Below are 16,941 nucleotides of genomic sequence, written 5' to 3'. Positions count from 1 at the left end.
CATTAACAACGATTAAAATGAAAGTTTTCGGGAACTATTGATTGCTTAGTCAATCGAAAAGCAAAAATAAAATCCCTTTATCGAATTTATCAGTATTGGTTTATTTGAAAAGTAAAAAGGCATTTCCCTCAGGAGTATTAATGGATCGCCGAGTAATTTATTTATCCCTTTTAGGTCTGGCACTTAGCGCATGTTCTAATGTTGAAACGCGTAAAGAAGCGAAAGGGGATTTTGACTACGTAAATTTCAAGCCAGAAGCAGAGCTTAAAGTACCTGACGGTATGACACCGCCAGCCAAAAAACAACTTTTTGCCGTACCAGAATTGAAAAATACCGATGGTGCCGTAGGCCAAGCCGTTGATATACGAGCTCCTGCGCAAGTATTGCCTTTAGCAAGCGGAAGCCGAATCGATGAGTTCGATAAAACCGCAGCTATTTGGTTTGATAAAGTCGATGATAACCGTGAGCTACGTGATCAAATTGTCAAAGCAATTAAAGATTACTTGCAAACAGAAGACGTTGCACTAACCGTTGAAGATGTAAGCAATAATTTGTTTGAGTCAGACTGGTTCCATGTAGAAGACGAAAGCGGTTATTTGTTTTGGAAAAGCGTCGATATTACTGAAAGCTGGCGTTTTAAATATACCTTGGTTACTAAACCACATGGTCGTAGTGTTGGTCTAAATGTTGAACTGGTCGACTACATGCTGACCAATGACAAAGGCTCAACCAAGAAAATTGATCCAATCGAAAAACAGCGCGTTGAAATGGCGATGCTAAATGCAGTTACTGGACAGCTAGATTATCAATATCGCATTAATAATCGTGATGATCGTTTAGCTCGTGCCAACATGCAAATTGTTGAGTTAGGGCAAAGCAAAGACGGTGAGCCTGCATTGATTATTGATTACCCTCGTGATGAGCTATGGTCTTATCTGCCTGGTTTCTTTGAGCAGTATAACTTTATCATCACCGATATCGACGAAGATAAGTTCGTTTTTGATGTTGAATATACTTACGTAGAAGCAAGTGTATGGGACACCATGTGGGGAGATGATGCCCCTGTTGTTGATTTTCCTGATGGCACCTATCGTTTCAAATTGAAAGACAGTGATGGCAAAACCGAGTTGATTATTACCGATGATCAAAACAATAACTTGGGTGACGAATCACTGAAGAAGAACTTCGAAGTGCTAGAGCCAGCGTTATCGTTTAGATAAGTAAGCTTTATAGATATCCAAAAAGGCGCTCTATGAGCGCCTTTTTTATGTGTCCTGTTTTATGGTTCTAACATCACTGACTTGATGGTTTTTATCAGTATTGTTTTCTATATGGTTTTTCTATATTGCGCTGTCGGTGCGCTTATCGATAGCGTTATTGGTATCGAAACCAGCGTTTTAAGCAATCTTATATAACACTGGTCACGATACCTATTTTTGTTGTGTTATTGCTTGGTATGTTGCTTGAGAAACGCTAATAATGCTTCAAAATATTTAGCAGATTGCTCGGCAGAGCCAAAGCTATGCGTTGCCTCTTCATCTTCATACCAAATAAATTCTTTGTTATGTTTCTTTAACATCAACTTCATGCGATGGCTATGCTCTACATCGACAATTTTGTCTTTTGCACCATGGCCAATAAGCAATGGAATATGTAACTTGTCGATGTTATACACTGGCGATATACGTTTGAACTTTTCACGTTCCAGTACTCTATCGCCGACATATTTTTTTAACCATTCTTGTTGGGCATCATTGATACGAGTAGAGTGCAGCAATAGATTTACGTCACTTACCCCTGCAAAACTGGCTGAGCACTTAAATGCATCAGGGTAAATGGTTGGCATCATCATCGCCGCATAGCCGCCGTAACTAATGCCAAAGATACAGACGTTATTGGCATCAATGTGCGGCGAGGCCGTCACTTGTTGTAATGCTTGATAAATATCTTCTAGCATTAAGTCGCCCCATTGGCCTATACCTGCTTCTTGTAACTCTTCACTATAACCACCAGAGCCGCGAAAATTGACCTGTAACACCGCATAACCATTCGCTGCGAGCAGTTGGCTTAGTGGATTGTAGTAACGATTATCATAAATACTGATTGGGCCACCATGTGGCATCACCACAAGCGGGTATGTTGATTTGTTTTGATTTGGTGTTGTCAGCAGGTAGGGGATATCAAGCCCTTTAACATTAACCGTGGCTTCGTGCATCATCGACGATAGTTTGTTGGTTAGGTTAGGAAACATGGTGCCAATTAATCGTGGATGTTTAGAGTTCGCTGATACGTAATAAAACTCACCGGGAATGTCATGATTTTCAATGTAATAAATCTGACTGGCTTTATCGACACTGCTATTCACCGAGCTGACTAAAGACGGTTTACGCGGTAAATTAAAGCTGCCTTTTATCGCTTCATTATTGACGTATTCGGTGGTTAACTTACCATCATTGATGACTTTGACGGCTTGTAATTCATGTTCATCGGTGAGTAATACGTCAACAATTTTAAATGCTTTTGCCTGATAAACGGTTTCTTGGGTATTGTTGTCAAAATCGTAGACATACAACGAGGTCTTATTTTGTTGATTGACATCTATGCTGTAAAAACGATTGCCTTCACCTGCGTACGCGATAGGTAACAATACTTGGTTGTCTTTGTTATCAAAATTGAGCTCTTCTGGTGTCCACTGGTGTAATTCTTGTGGCTCATCTTCGCTGACATTGGTTAAATGAAATTGCCTGTCCATTTTCATATGCAGCACCGATAAAATGCTGCCGTCATTATCAAAATACCAACGTGTCGCAAACCCCTTAATGGACTTTACAACGTTGCGTTTTTTGAATTGGCCGCCATCAATTTTAGCCAGTTTACTTTTCTTTTTTTGACCAAACACGTCCAGTTTATTGACGTCTACCTTATAGACCTTTGAATTGATTCCTGGCTTTGAATAAAGAAACACCCCAGGCTGCTTAGGTAACAAGTGAACCATGATACCTTTGGTTTTAACTTGCAGTATTTTTGCTTGCTGTGTGCTGTCTTCAGGTAATTTGGCAATGATTAAGCGCTGTTTGCGCTTGCTGTCGATAAGTTGCTCTATGCCTTTTTGCTTTTGCGTAAACTGCACCGCTAAATGCGCGTCATCAACCCAGCCAAACTCATTAATGTTGAATTCTTCAAATGCGTATTGATCGAGGTTTACAAACACGGTCTCTTGATCGCTATTTACATCAAGAACATAAACAATGTGCTGCTCGTTTTCTTGTTTTAATAAGGCGACTTTATCGCCTGTAGGGTTGAGCTTAGCGGCTAATAAATGTGGTGCGGCAAAAAAATCTTTGGCCTGTAAGTTGACCGCAGAAACTTGAAAAGCCAACAACAAACAAGTGATAAAGGTGAGTAGGGCTTTCATTATTCGCTTCCTTCAAAGTCACGGGCAAAGTCATCGTGATAGGCTTGACCGGTTATAAGTGGATATGGAATCTGCAATTGAGTGACTAATTTTTTTAATGGTTGATACTGGCTTGCATAACGGTTGAAAAGGTTGATTTCAACGTGGTTTCTGCTTCGCTCACCGTCTATTTGCAGCTCGCCTATGTAGGACAGCATCTGCGTCTTTACAGTGAAGCGCCACGTTATGTCATTATTGGTATCTTTACTAAACGGTAGGTCATAAAACGGCGCATTTATTTCGGTAATTTGATACGAACCTTTAGGTAACGTCAGTTGGTAAAATCCTGGCTCAAAACCTTTTAAATTTACTTTATAATCGGTACTACCTTTATAGCGTTGGAATTTCTGATTTGCGGTTAATGACACCGGCTTAATAATCATCGATGGCGCGGTACCTTGTGCTTTTAGGTACAGTATTGCGACACCTTTTTTGTTACCAAGTTCGCTGATCTGGCTTAAGGGCTTTAGATTGTATTTTAGCGTTTGTGAATTGGCGGCTAATGAAGCACTGAGAAACCAAATTGCCAAAATGAATTTCAAAGTTAAAGCAACCGCTTGGCGATAACGTTCCATATTTTATAACTTCCTGAGACAGATATACTGATCTGTAATGACATCAATTTTAGAATTATGGTAACCTAATCTGCATGCAAATTTAACCTTTCTATAACAATAAAAGTAAGAGAATTTATGACGCACTTTGTTTCTTTCATCAGACCAGCACTTATCGGTCTGACCTGCTTGTTTATGGCTACTGGTTGCGTTACCAGTAATGTTGATCTGGTAGAACCCTTGACCGCAAAAACACCGATTGCGGAAAACCAAGGTGTTGTTACTGTACAAATCATCAATACCAGTGCTTACCCACTACCATATAACTTTATAACCATTGCACCGAAGAATGTGAATGAGTCAAAAAAAGTTAAATATCAACGCTTAGAGTCTTTGCTACCAGCAACCACAAATAGCACCATTTTTGCCTCTGCGGTGAATGCCGGCAGTTATAGCTTATCTGATATTCGTTCATTTTTTGTCAAAGGTGATTATTATTTTATACGCGGTGCCGGAGCCGATATTGAGTTTGGTACATTCGATGTTAAAGCGAATCAAGTAACGGACTTAGGGATCATTATTTATTACCCTAAACCAGACGGTGATAGATTTTTAAACGTGTTATCACGTATCGCCGATCAACAAGCGGGTGAAAGCCTGATTAAATATTTTCCGTTTATCGATATCAATAAAGAGGTTTTAGGCTGGGATGAAGACGACGCAGAAGAGGAACGTTTTTCACTGTATTCGTCAATCGCACAAAACCCTTTGGCGTTTAATAAACAATATTTAACTGCTAACGGTGATTTCTATATGTTAGCCAAACTGGGTGTGTTATTGGTCCGAACAGACGATGGTGAATGGCAACTAGAAGCGGTTGATAGTAACAACGATTTGCATGCCATTGCTGACAATGACAGCGGCGACATCCTGATTGGTGGTGATGAAGGGCGATTGTTCTTTAAAGCGGCAGAGGATGATGAGTGGCAAGACGTATCTTTAACTCAAAATCTACGCATTAGCGAAATCAATAGTTTGCAAAATAACCGCTTTGAGTTACTTACATATGACGACAAGCAAATGAAGGTATTGCAAGGTGGTTTCAGCAATGACGAGTTTCAATGGCAAGTTGTTCGCAGTTATGCGGTCAATAAAGGCTGGCGTGATGCTGATGGCAATGACGTAATCGTTCAAGAAGACATCGATAAGAAAAAGAAGAAAAAGAAGAAGTCTAAACGAACTAAAATCTTAGGCGTTCGAACGGCGACTAAAGATGGTAAAAAGTATGTTGAGATCAGCCGCGGTTATAAACGTGAATTGAGCGTGTTTTCAGAAGGAACACAAGATCAATTCGTTATCGATGAAGATTGGAATATTCTTGAAAAAATCGGCATCAATGAGACTTTTGCGACGCAATATACTGCTGGTAAAAATACCATTTTCGTTGAACAAGCTGGGTATTGGTCTTGGACAGGCCAACCAAGCATTTATTACTTTGACGCAAATAGCGGCAGCAAAGTCATGATCCAGGACAGTATCAGAACATGTCCTGAAGGTTATGCAATGAAAACCAAGTCCTGCATGAAAGATAAGACAAAAGTAAAAATCAAAAAAGAGAGCTTTAGTTTTGTCTCTTATCCCTGGTTTTACGGCGAGAAAGAAGCGCTAAGTATCGTAGCGTTTTCTGGTTATGATTTTTGGACAGGACCAAAAGAAACCAAATATGAAATCATTAAGACCCTTGATGGCGGTGCTAATTGGCAACGAACTGAGTTGCAATTACCTGCGAAATATTGCCGCAGCATTATCACCGAAGTCACCGACGCATTGGTTGTCAGTTGTGAAGGGGTAAGTAGCGATATATATCAATCAAACGATTTAGGCGAAACATGGCAACATGTGCGTCAACATGAAGACTTCTAAATCACTATGATGTAACACACAAAAGGCGCTCTATGAGCGCTTTTTTTAATGTCTTTAATTGAGTTTTTAAATGAGTTTAGTGCAGCTAGTTGCGTTAGTACGCTGGCATTTTGACGATAAACTCAGTGTAGGTTTCATCAATGATATTAAACGCTATGCTGCCGTTTTGTGCTTCGGTCATCAGTTTAGCGGAGTAGGCGCCTAAGCCAGAACCGCGTAAATGGTTTGATGAGGAATATTTCTCGAATAGGTTACCGCGTAACTCTGGTGGAATAGCGCCGGTGTTTTTCATACGAAACTCAACGCTTTCACCTTGCTCGCTTATATGGATGTAGATGCTTTCACCGTCTGGTGACGCTTCAACTGCGTTCTTGATCAGGTTATTAAATATCGATAAACACAACAGCTCTTCAGCGTCGATATAGGTGTTATGGTGCGTAGACTCAACATTAAATGAGATGTTCTTTTTACTGGCAAGGCGACTCACCGCCTTAATGCCTTTATTAACCAAGGCATTTAAATCAACCATATCAGGGCTAAATGGGTAGGTGCCTCGTTCAATTTTAAACACATCTAGGGTGTTATTGAGCATGTTAAGAACATTGTTGGTTGACTCTTCTATTGAATCGGCAATTTCTCGATTTTCTATTTTCGGTGTTTCAAATAGAATGACCCCAAGCGGGCCTTTTAAATCATGCCGCGTTAAGTTTTCAATATCTTCGCGTAAATGCATGTTTTCATTTAAGGTTTCGACTTGCTTTTCGAGTGCGATTTGGCTTTGCCTTAAGCTAATATGGGTGCGCACTCGTGCTTTGAGAATTTCTGGTTTGAGAGGCTTGGTAATGTAATCAACAGCACCGAGTTGAAAGCCGCGGGTAATGTCAGCGATTTCTGATTTGGCGGTAAGGAATATAACCGGTATGTTTTGCGTAGCAGGATCTGCTTTAAGTCGTTCACAAACCTCATACCCGTCAAGCTCGGGCATCATAATGTCTAATAAAATCAGACTGATATTATTGTCCGCTTGAGCAATTTTTAAGGCAACTTTACCGTTTGTCGCCGCTTTAACTTTGTACTTTTCCTTTAGCAGGGCTGACGCCAGATCAATATTGCCTGGCTCATCATCAACAACCAAAATGGTATGCTTTCTCTCTTCGCTCACGCTTTTGTTTCGCCTATGTGTCGTTATTTTACGGGGTTTTAATTAGTTTAAATCTATGGCGAAAATCTAAATAAAGCAAATGTTTACCCTGTAATAACGGGTTTTCTGCTTAGCCTGTAACAAATTGATAAAGTCGTTTAGCTCCTCTGGTAAGGATTAAATTTCAGGCAATAAAAAAGCCAGCGTACTGCTGGCTTTTATGTTGGGTAAACCCTGAATTACTCGTGGCGATCCAGTGGGTTAAATTCTCTGTTAAGTTCGCCAGTGTAGTTTTGACGAGGACGACCAATTTTTTGGCCAGGTTGGCTTAACATTTCATCCCAATGTGCACACCAGCCTACCGTGCGAGATAGAGCGAAAATTACGGTGAACATGTTGGTTGGAATACCAATCGCTTTAAGAATAATACCTGAGTAGAAATCTACGTTAGGGTAAAGCTTCTTCTCGATGAAGTATGGGTCTTCTAGAGCAACTTTCTCTAATGCCATAGCAACGTCAAGTAATGGATCTTCGATACCTAGCTCATTAAGAACTTCGTGACATGTTTCGCGCATTACGGTTGCACGTGGATCAAAGTTTTTATAAACACGGTGACCAAAGCCCATTAAACGGAATGGGTCGTTTTTGTCTTTTGCACGAGCAACGAATTCGTCAACCTTGCTAACGTCGCCAATTTCTTCAAGCATGTTCAAACACGCTTCGTTAGCACCACCGTGAGCAGGGCCCCATAGTGACGCAACACCAGCAGAAATACAGGCATAAGGGTTAGCACCTGAAGAGCCCGCTAGACGTACAGTAGACGTTGAAGCATTTTGCTCGTGGTCGGCGTGAAGAATAAAGATACGATCCATCGCGTTAGCAAGGATAGGGTTAACTTTATATTCTTCTGCAGGTACCGAGAACATCATGTGCAAGAAGTTTTCTGCGTAAGACAAGTCATTACGTGGGTATACGAATGGCTGACCTAAACTGTACTTATATGCCATTGCAGCGATGGTTGGCATTTTCGCGATTAAGCGATGCGCACAACGTTTACGAGCTGCAGGATTTGCAATGTCTAGATCTGAGTGATAGAAAGATGAAAGCGCACCAACAACACCACAAACCATCGCCATTGGATGAGCGTCATGTAGGAAACCGCGGAAAAAGTTCGCCAGTTTTTCATGCACCATAGTGTGGTTAGTAATGATTGATACAAAGTGATCGTATTCTTCTTGGCTCGGCGCTTCGCCATTTAGAAGGAGATAGCAGGTTTCTAAGTAATCGGCATTCTTTGCTAAATCATCGATAGCATAACCACGGTGTTGTAATACACCTTTGCCGCCGTCGATAAAGGTGATTTCTGATTCACAAGAAGCTGTAGCTAAAAAGCCTGGATCGTAAGTGAAGTATCCAGCACTTCCTAAAGCGCGAATATCAATTACATCGTTGCCAGCGGTACCCGATAATACCGGTAGTTCTGCGATCTCTTCGCCGTTTACGCTCAGAGTGGCTTTGTTCTCAGCCATAGTTCTTCCTCTATATTCTTAAGTTTTATTTGTCTTAATTTGCGGATTATCGATCCCTGTACGTTTTTGCCAAGGAACTAGCGCACAATATTTATTCGATAATAAACAGATAAACAGCGCTTAAAAATGATGTAAATCAATTGTTATGCATTCGATATGCATTTTCTGTCGATAATCAGCGACGAAAAATTGACGGCTATTCTACTCTAAAAGCAGGGTGCAAAGTCAATTCAAAAGTGTACAAATCGCTAGAAAATTATACTTTTGCGTGAAATTTGTGCAAATACTCTAACAAAGTTTAATAAAAGAGTCGATTAAATTGTAATTCTTAGTGCAGATATATATAATCCCCACGATCCAAAATTGGGTAAAAATATTTAAAAAGCATGCTCATGCGGATCAATGTCGTTCAAGAACTGTTTCTAAAGTTCACTACATTTTTGCTTTTTCATAGGCGAAAATATAGAGCACTTTGGTTTGTTAAGTTAGAAAATAACGTTTTAGGCAAGATAACTGTGAATAAACAAAGACCTGTAAATCTTGATTTAGCAACAATCAAGTTACCGGCTGCTGCAAAAGCATCTATTCTTCACCGTGTTAGTGGTGTGATGATGTTTTTTGGCGTGGGTATCCTAATTTGGGCACTATCTGTGTCTCTTTCATCTCCAGAAGGTTTCGCCTCAGTAAAAGAATGTTTTACTGGTGCACTGGGGAAATTCATTGTTTGGGGCATCATTACCGCCCTTGCATATCATTTTGTCGGTGGCATTCGTCACTTGATTATGGATTTAGGTCATCTTGAAGAGAAAGGCTCAGGCCAAGCAAGTGCTCGTTTTGCTATTGCTCTTTGGGTTGTATTAGCAGTATTAGCAGGAGTTTGGGTATGGTAAATAACGCAGCAACTCTAGGCAGAAGCGGTGTTCATGATTTTATCCTGCTTCGCGCAAGTGCCGTTATCTTGGCATTATACAGTGTATTTATGTTGGGCTGGTTTCTAACAACACCAGAAGTAACCTATGAAGTCTGGACCGGTCTATTCGCCAATCTTGGCATGAAGATTTTCACCGTTCTTGCTGTTGTCGCAGTACTTTTCCACGCATGGATAGGTATTTGGCAAGTTCTAACAGATTACGTTAAGCAAGTGTTCTTGCGTGGCGTACTACAATTTTTATTCACAATTACCCTGTTTGTATATGTCGCAGCGGTATTATTGTCAGTGTGGGGTGTATAAGTGAGCGTTCCAGTTCGTGAATTTGATGCCATTGTAATTGGCGCTGGTGGCGCAGGTATGCGCGCCGCATTAGCAATTTCTGAATCAGGCAAAAGCTGTGCCTTGATTTCTAAAGTATTTCCAACTCGTTCTCATACAGTTTCTGCGCAAGGTGGTATCACTGTTGCTTTGGGTAATGCCCATGAAGATAACTGGGAATACCACATGTACGATACCGTTAAGGGCTCTGATTTTATCGGTGACCAAGACGCTATTGAATACATGTGTAAAACAGGTCCTGAAGCGATCATCGAACTTGAAAATATGGGCTTACCATTCTCTCGTACAGAAGAAGGTAAAGTATATCAACGTCCATTCGGTGGTCAGTCACGTAATTTTGGTGGCGAGCAAGCCGCTCGTACAGCAGCCGCAGCTGACCGCACCGGTCACGCGCTTCTTCACTGTTTGTACCAACAAAACGTGAAAAACAAAACCAACGTTTATTCTGAGTGGTATGCACTCGATTTAGTTAAAAACGACGATGGTCACGTTGTTGGTTGTACGGCAATCTGTATCGAAACTGGTGAAGTAGTGTACTTCAAGGCTCGTGCAACCGTATTAGCAACAGGTGGTGCAGGTCGTATTTACGCATCAACAACCAATGCTCACATCAACACTGGTGACGGTGTTGGTATGTCACTTCGTGCTGGCGTACAAATGCAAGACATGGAAATGTGGCAATTTCACCCAACAGGTATCGCCGGTGCTGGTGTACTTGTTACTGAAGGTTGTCGTGGTGAAGGTGGTTACCTTCTAAACAAAGATGGCGAGCGATTCATGGAACGCTACGCGCCAAACGCGAAAGACTTAGCGTCTCGTGACGTTGTTGCTCGTTCAATGATGACAGAGATTCGTGAAGGCCGTGGTTGTGACCATCCTCAATTTGGTAAGCACATTAAACTTAAGCTTGACCACTTGGGCGCAGAAACGCTTAACTTACGTCTACCTGGCGTTTGTGACTTATCTAAAACGTTTGCTCACGTTGACCCGGCTGAAGAGCCAATCCCAGTGATCCCTACATGTCACTACCAAATGGGTGGTGTACCTTGTAACGTTAATGGTCAGGCACTTGAATTCAACCCTGCAACTGGCGAAGACAGCGTAGTCGAAGGTTTATTTGCCGTAGGTGAGATTGCTAACGTATCAGTACACGGTGCAAACCGTCTAGGTGGTAACTCACTACTTGACCTTGTTGTATTTGGTCGTGCTGCTGGTAACTTCCTTGGTAAATACCTTGCAGAGACTGAGTCAGGTCGTGATGCAAGTGATGCAAACCTTGAACAAGCACTTGCTCGTTACAACCGTTGGGAAAACTCAACTGGTGGTGAAGATCCAGTACAAATTCGTAAAGACCTACAGCAATGTATGCAGCTTAACTTCTCGGTATTCCGTGAAGGTGAAGCCATGGCTCAAGGTATGAAAGAGTTGGCTGAAATCCGTGAACGTTTACAAAACGCTCACCTTGCAGACAAGTCTTCAGAATTCAACACACAACGTATTGAGTGTTTAGAATTAGATAACTTGATGGAAACCGCATACTGTACAGCAAAAGCAGCGAATTTCCGTACCGAATCTCGTGGCGCTCACTCTCGTGAAGATTTCCTAGATCGTGATGACGAGAACTGGTTATGCCACTCTATCTACACGCCTGACAACGAAGAGATGTCTAAGCGTGACGTTAACATGAAACCTGTACACCGCGATGCTTTCCCACCGAAAGCACGTACATACTAAGGAGCATTAGGATGAAACAGAAGTTTTCGATTTATCGTTATAATCCAGACGTAGACAATGCGCCTTACATGAAAGATTATGAGCTGGAGATTACAGAAGGCTCAGACATGATGGTATTGGATGCATTAATGCTTCTAAAAGAGCAAGATCCAACGCTTTCATTCCGCCGCTCATGTCGTGAAGGTGTATGTGGTTCTGACGGTCTGAACATGAACGGTAAGAACGGCTTGGCGTGTATCACGCCATTATCAGAGCTTAAAGGTAGCAAGATCATTCTTCGTCCACTACCTGGTTTGCCAGTCGTTCGTGACCTTATCATTGATATGAGTCAGTTCTATACGCAATACGAAAAGATCAAACCATACTTGATCAACGACGGTAAAGACCAACCAGCACGTGAGCATCTTCAGTCAATTGAAGAGCGTGATAAATTGGATGGTTTATACGAATGTATTTTATGTGCATGTTGTTCTACATCATGTCCATCGTTCTGGTGGAACCCTGACAAATTTATTGGCCCAGCGGGTTTGCTACACGCATATCGTTTCCTTATCGATAGCCGTGATACGGCAACCGATGAGCGTTTAAACGACCTACAAGATGCATACAGCGTATTCCGTTGTCACGGCATCATGAACTGTGTCGATGTTTGTCCTAAGGGCTTAAACCCGACAAAAGCCATCGGTTCTATTAAATCGATGTTGTTACAACGAGCGGTATAACCAGACCACTCAAGCTGCAAGCTGAGCTTGTGGATGACGGTATATCGCCGGGCCCATGAAAATGGGCCTGGCATTTTAGTTTTACAGAGTTGACTAATAACATTTTCTTATAAAGTTATTTACGTAAGATATATGTTTCTCTCAATTCGTTTAAACAAATGGCCAATGACTAATCACTTGATTAGACGTTGGCGTTGTTGGTCGTAACCAATACATAGGATTAGGCAATGCCAGAAGGTGTAATGAAGACTTGGTTAGAGTCTTCCCATTTAAGTGGTAATAACACTGCTTATATTGAAGAGCTTTATGAAATGTATCTTGAAAACGCTCACTCGGTATCTGACGAGTGGCGCAAGATTTTCGATGAGCTTCCGAAATTAGATGGTGTTGAGGTTGAAACCAATCACTCGGTGATCCAAGACGAGTTTCGTCAATTAGCAAAACAAAACGTAAAACATGTTGCTGTTAGCTCTGAAGCTGATGCCAAGCAAGTTCGCGTATTGCAATTGATTAACTCATATCGTTTTCGTGGACACCAAAATGCGCGCTTAGACCCATTAAATATATGGGAACGTGAGCGCGTTCGTGATTTGGAACTATCGCATCACGATCTGTCAAAATCTGAATTTGAAAAAGAATTTAACGTTGGTTCTTTGGCGGTAGGTCAAGAATCAATGAAGTTGGGTGATATTTATAAAACACTAACAGAAACCTACTGTGGTTCTATTGGTGCTGAGTATATGCATATCACATCAACCACTGAGAAACGCTGGTTACAGCAACGCTTAGAGTCTGTTCGCTCTCAAGCTGATTTCTCAAAAGATTTGAAAAAAGAAATCTTAAAAGACCTTATCGCAGCCGATGGCCTTGAAAAATACTTGGGTGCAAAATTCCCAGGTGCCAAGCGCTTCTCTCTTGAAGGCGGTGACAGCTTAATTCCGATGTTGAAGCACATCGTTACCCGTGCGGGTGAACACGGTACCAAAGAAGTGGTATTGGGTATGGCGCACCGTGGTCGTTTGAATGTATTGATCAATGTTATGGGTAAAAACCCAACTAAATTATTTGATGAATTCGCTGGTAAGGTTGATCAAATTGGTTCTGGTGACGTTAAGTATCACCAAGGTTATTCATCAGATTTCGTTACCCCAGGTGGTAATGTGCACATGGCGTTAGCATTTAACCCATCGCACCTAGAAATTGTTAACCCGGTTGTCATCGGTTCGGTCCGAGCTCGCCTTGATCGTCGTGATTGCGACAAAGGTGACTTGGTGATGCCAATTACCATTCACGGTGATTCTGCTGTAGCTGGACAAGGTGTTGTTCAAGAAACCTTCAATATGTCGCAAGCGCGCGCATACAAGGTTGGTGGTACGATTCGTATCGTTGTCAACAACCAAGTTGGTTTCACTACCTCGAAACCAGAAGATACTCGTTCGACAGAATACTGTACCGATATCGCTAAAATGGTACAGGCACCAATCTTCCACGTTAATGCTGATGACCCTGAAGCGGTTATTCTTGCATCACAAATTGCCGTTGATTTCCGCAATAAGTTTAAACGTGATGTGGTTATCGACCTTGTTTGTTATCGCCGTCATGGCCACAACGAAGCTGATGAGCCAAGTGCAACACAGCCGCTGATGTATAAAACAATCAAGAAGCACCCAACGCCACGTCAGCTATATGCTGAGCAACTTGCTGGCGAAGGTGTCGTATCTGACGGCGAAAATAAAGAACTTGTGAGCTACTATCGTAAATTACTTGATGAAGGTCAGTGTACGGTAGAACAGTGGCGTCCAATGACAGAGCATTCTGTTGACTGGACACCATATTTAGGTCACGACTGGGACGATGAGTACGAGCACAATATTGATCTAGACAAATTGAAAGGTCTAGCCCATGCGATTACTGACTACCCAGAAGAGCACAAATTACAATCACGTGTTAAAAAGATTTACGACGATCGCAAGAAGATGGCGAACGGCGAAAAAATGCTTGATTGGGGTTTTGCAGAAAACCTAGCTTATGCAACCATTGTTGACCGTGGCGAACGTGTTCGTATTACCGGTCAAGACGCAGGTCGCGGTACTTTCTTCCATCGTCATGCGGTTTTGCATGGCCAAGAAGATGCCAGCACCTTTATGCCGTTGCAGCACATCCGCAAAGATCAAGGCCCGTTCGAAGTTTACGACTCGGTATTATCTGAAGTCGCAGTATTGGCATTTGAATACGGTTACGCAACCGCTGAGCCGACAGGTTTAACCATTTGGGAAGCTCAATTTGGTGACTTTGCGAATGGTGCACAAGTGGTATTTGATCAATTCTTATCGTCTGGTGAACAAAAGTGGGGTCGTTTGTGTGGCTTGACTGTGTTGTTACCGCACGGTTACGAAGGCCAGGGCCCAGAGCACTCGTCAGCGCGCCTTGAACGTTTCTTGCAGTTGTGTGCTGATCACAATATGCAAGTGTGTGTGCCATCGACACCTGCGCAAGTATTTAACATGCTGCGTCGACAAGTGGTGCGTCCTATGCGTCGTCCACTTATCGTCATGTCACCAAAATCATTACTTCGCCATCCATTGGCCGTATCTTCACTAGAAGATTTGGCGGAAGGCAGTTACCACAATGTTATCGGTGAGATTGATGAAATCAATCCGAAAGATGTTGAACGCGTTGTTATGTGTTCGGGTAAAGTTTACTACGAATTACTAGATCAACGTCGTAAGAACGAACAGAAGAATGTGGCCATTGTTCGCGTTGAACAATTATACCCATTCCCTGAAGCAGAATTAAAAGACGTTATCGCTCAATATCCAAACGTAAAAGACTTCGTTTGGTGTCAAGAAGAGCCGCAAAACCAAGGCGCATGGTACTGTTCACAGCATCATTTCCGTCATGTAATTGGTAACACTGCTCCTCTTATTTATGCCGGCCGTAAGGCTTCTGCTGCTCCGGCATGTGGTTACGCGTCTTTGCACGTAAAAGAACAGCAAGCATTAGTCCATGATGCGTTAACGCTTTAAAAAAGATTTTTGTTAAGGAATAAAAATGACAACTGAAATTAAGGTTCCAGTTTTACCAGAGTCAGTAGCAGACGCGACCGTTGCAACTTGGCATGTACAAGTAGGCGACAAAGTAGAGCGCGATCAAGTATTGGTTGATATTGAAACTGATAAAGTGGTTCTAGAAGTACCTGCACCAACGGATGGCGTTATCGCTGCCATCAACGAAGATGAAGGTACTACCGTACTGGGTGAGCAAGTTATTGGTATGTTATCAGCAGGCGACGCGGCGGCTGAAGCACCAGCAGCAAAAGCTGACGCAGCACCAGCAGCGGCGACCGCTGCTGCTAAAGTAATCGACATCATTGTTCCAGTGCTTCCTGAGTCAGTTGCAGACGCAACTATCTCAACTTGGCATGTGTCTGAAGGTGAAGCGGTTACTCGTGATCAAAACCTTGTTGATATTGAAACAGACAAAGTGGTACTTGAAGTACCTGCACAAGAAGATGGTGTCATCGGCAAAATTATTGCTGCTGAAGGCGAAACTGTTCTTGGTGAACAGGTTATTGGTCAATTAAGTGCTGGCGCCGTATCTGCACCAGTTGCTGCACCAAGTGCAAGTGAAGATGAATCAGGTGATGAAATTGCTTCACCATCTGTGCGTCGTTTACTGACCGAAAATGGTTTATCAGCGAGCCAAGTAAAAGGTTCTGGCAAAGGTGGTCGTATCACCAAAGAAGACGTTGAAGCGCATCTTGCGGCGGCGAAAGCGCCAAAAGCAGCACCAGCGAAAGCACCTGCTGCAGCAGCGACAGCACCTGTTGTTGGTGCCGGCGATCGTAGCCAGAAACGTGTACCAATGACACGTCTTCGTAAGACCATTGCTAACCGTCTATTGGAAGCGAAAAACTCAACCGCTATGTTAACGACGTTTAACGAAGTTGATATGAAGCCGGTTATGGATCTTCGTAAGCAGTATAAAGACTTGTTTGAGAAAACTCACAACACGCGTTTAGGTTTCATGTCTTTCTACGTGAAAGCGGTAACAGAAGCATTGAAGCGTTACCCATCTGTAAACGCATCTCTTGATGGTGATGACATCGTTTATCACAACTTCTTTGATATCTCTATTGCTGTATCAACACCACGTGGCTTGGTAACACCGGTACTACGTGATGCAGATACATTGAGCATGGCTGGAATTGAGAATGGCATCAGAGATCTTGCTATTAAAGGTCGTGATGGCAAGCTAACCATGGATGAAATGCAAGGTGGTAACTTCACTATCACTAACGGTGGTGTATTCGGTTCACTTATCTCTACGCCGATTTTGAACCTTCCACAAACTGCAATTCTTGGTATGCATAAGATTCAAGACCGCCCAGTTGCCATTGACGGTAAAGTTGAAATCCGTCCAATGATGTACTTAGCATTATCTTATGATCACCGCCTAATTGACGGTAAAGAGTCTGTTGGTTTCCTAGTAACGATTAAAGAGCTACTAGAAGATCCTGCACGTCTATTATTGGATGTCTAATCTAGATTAATCATCTAATTTTGAAAACGCGCTTCTGGTTAATCCGAAGCGCGTTTTTTTATGTCGTTGATT

The 16,941-nt window shown here is 42.2% G+C and carries 12 protein-coding genes; 8 read left to right on the top strand and 4 right to left on the bottom strand.

Going from position 1 to position 16,941, the window contains the following annotated elements:
* Positions 1 to 140 precede the first annotated feature (140 nt).
* Positions 141 to 1,220, top strand: coding sequence for an outer membrane protein assembly factor BamC (gene bamC / locus HII16_RS10235; RefSeq protein WP_169129904.1), 1,080 nt, complete (start codon positions 141 to 143; stop codon positions 1,218 to 1,220).
* A gap of 224 nt (positions 1,221 to 1,444) precedes the next feature.
* Here bamC and HII16_RS10230 read toward each other — a convergent pair whose 3' ends face one another.
* Together HII16_RS10230 and HII16_RS10225 are read right to left on the bottom strand one after the other, a co-directional pair.
* On the bottom strand, positions 1,445 to 3,415 hold the full coding sequence (locus HII16_RS10230; RefSeq protein ID WP_169129902.1) for an alpha/beta fold hydrolase: 1,971 nt from the start codon (positions 3,413 to 3,415) through the stop codon (positions 1,445 to 1,447).
* On the bottom strand, positions 3,415 to 4,029 hold the full coding sequence (locus HII16_RS10225) for a hypothetical protein (protein ID WP_169129900.1): 615 nt from the start codon (positions 4,027 to 4,029) through the stop codon (positions 3,415 to 3,417). Before HII16_RS10225 ends, HII16_RS10230 begins: the two co-directional genes overlap by 1 nt.
* Before the next feature lie 117 nt (positions 4,030 to 4,146).
* On the opposite strand from HII16_RS10225, the gene HII16_RS10220 reads away from it, so the two are divergent.
* A complete protein-coding gene (locus HII16_RS10220) occupies positions 4,147 to 5,931 on the top strand; it encodes a hypothetical protein (protein ID WP_169129898.1) in 1,785 nt (594 codons plus the stop codon).
* Between the two features lie 94 nt (positions 5,932 to 6,025).
* Here HII16_RS10220 and HII16_RS10215 read toward each other — a convergent pair whose 3' ends face one another.
* Both HII16_RS10215 and HII16_RS10210 read right to left on the bottom strand, forming a co-directional pair.
* A complete protein-coding gene (locus HII16_RS10215) occupies positions 6,026 to 7,093 on the bottom strand; it encodes a hybrid sensor histidine kinase/response regulator (protein WP_169129896.1) in 1,068 nt (355 codons plus the stop codon).
* Positions 7,094 to 7,311: 218 nt separating this feature from the next.
* Positions 7,312 to 8,601, bottom strand: a complete 1,290-nt coding sequence (locus tag HII16_RS10210; protein ID WP_169129894.1) for a citrate synthase — start codon at positions 8,599 to 8,601, stop codon at positions 7,312 to 7,314.
* Positions 8,602 to 9,116: 515 nt separating this feature from the next.
* Here HII16_RS10210 and sdhC point away from each other — a divergent pair.
* The 6 genes from sdhC to odhB all read left to right on the top strand — a co-directional run bounded on the left by sdhC (position 9,117) and on the right by odhB (position 16,869).
* Positions 9,117 to 9,491: a succinate dehydrogenase, cytochrome b556 subunit gene (gene sdhC / locus HII16_RS10205; RefSeq protein ID WP_228445619.1), complete on the top strand. Its 375-nt coding sequence runs from the start codon at positions 9,117 to 9,119 to the stop codon at positions 9,489 to 9,491.
* Positions 9,485 to 9,832, top strand: coding sequence for a succinate dehydrogenase, hydrophobic membrane anchor protein (gene sdhD, locus HII16_RS10200; RefSeq protein WP_135439904.1), 348 nt, complete (start codon positions 9,485 to 9,487; stop codon positions 9,830 to 9,832). Before sdhC ends, sdhD begins: the two co-directional genes overlap by 7 nt.
* Positions 9,833 to 11,605 carry a succinate dehydrogenase flavoprotein subunit gene (sdhA, locus tag HII16_RS10195; RefSeq protein ID WP_135439905.1) on the top strand — a complete coding sequence of 591 codons (1,773 nt, stop codon included), beginning with the start codon at positions 9,833 to 9,835 and terminating at the stop codon, positions 11,603 to 11,605. It begins immediately after the preceding gene.
* An 11-nt stretch (positions 11,606 to 11,616) separates the two neighbouring features.
* Positions 11,617 to 12,327 carry a succinate dehydrogenase iron-sulfur subunit gene (locus HII16_RS10190; protein ID WP_135439906.1) on the top strand — a complete coding sequence of 237 codons (711 nt, stop codon included), beginning with the start codon at positions 11,617 to 11,619 and terminating at the stop codon, positions 12,325 to 12,327.
* Between the two features lie 227 nt (positions 12,328 to 12,554).
* Positions 12,555 to 15,353: a 2-oxoglutarate dehydrogenase E1 component gene (locus HII16_RS10185; RefSeq protein WP_135439907.1), complete on the top strand. Its 2,799-nt coding sequence runs from the start codon at positions 12,555 to 12,557 to the stop codon at positions 15,351 to 15,353.
* Between the two features lie 25 nt (positions 15,354 to 15,378).
* Positions 15,379 to 16,869: a 2-oxoglutarate dehydrogenase complex dihydrolipoyllysine-residue succinyltransferase gene (gene odhB, locus HII16_RS10180; protein WP_169129884.1), complete on the top strand. Its 1,491-nt coding sequence runs from the start codon at positions 15,379 to 15,381 to the stop codon at positions 16,867 to 16,869.
* Positions 16,870 to 16,941 lie beyond the last annotated feature (72 nt).

The organism is Thalassotalea sp. Y01 (genome assembly GCF_012932945.1).
Lineage (GTDB): Bacteria > Pseudomonadota > Gammaproteobacteria > Enterobacterales > Alteromonadaceae > Thalassotalea_A.
Note: the sequence above shows the minus strand (reverse complement) of the source record. Positions and strands in the feature narration are given on the sequence as shown.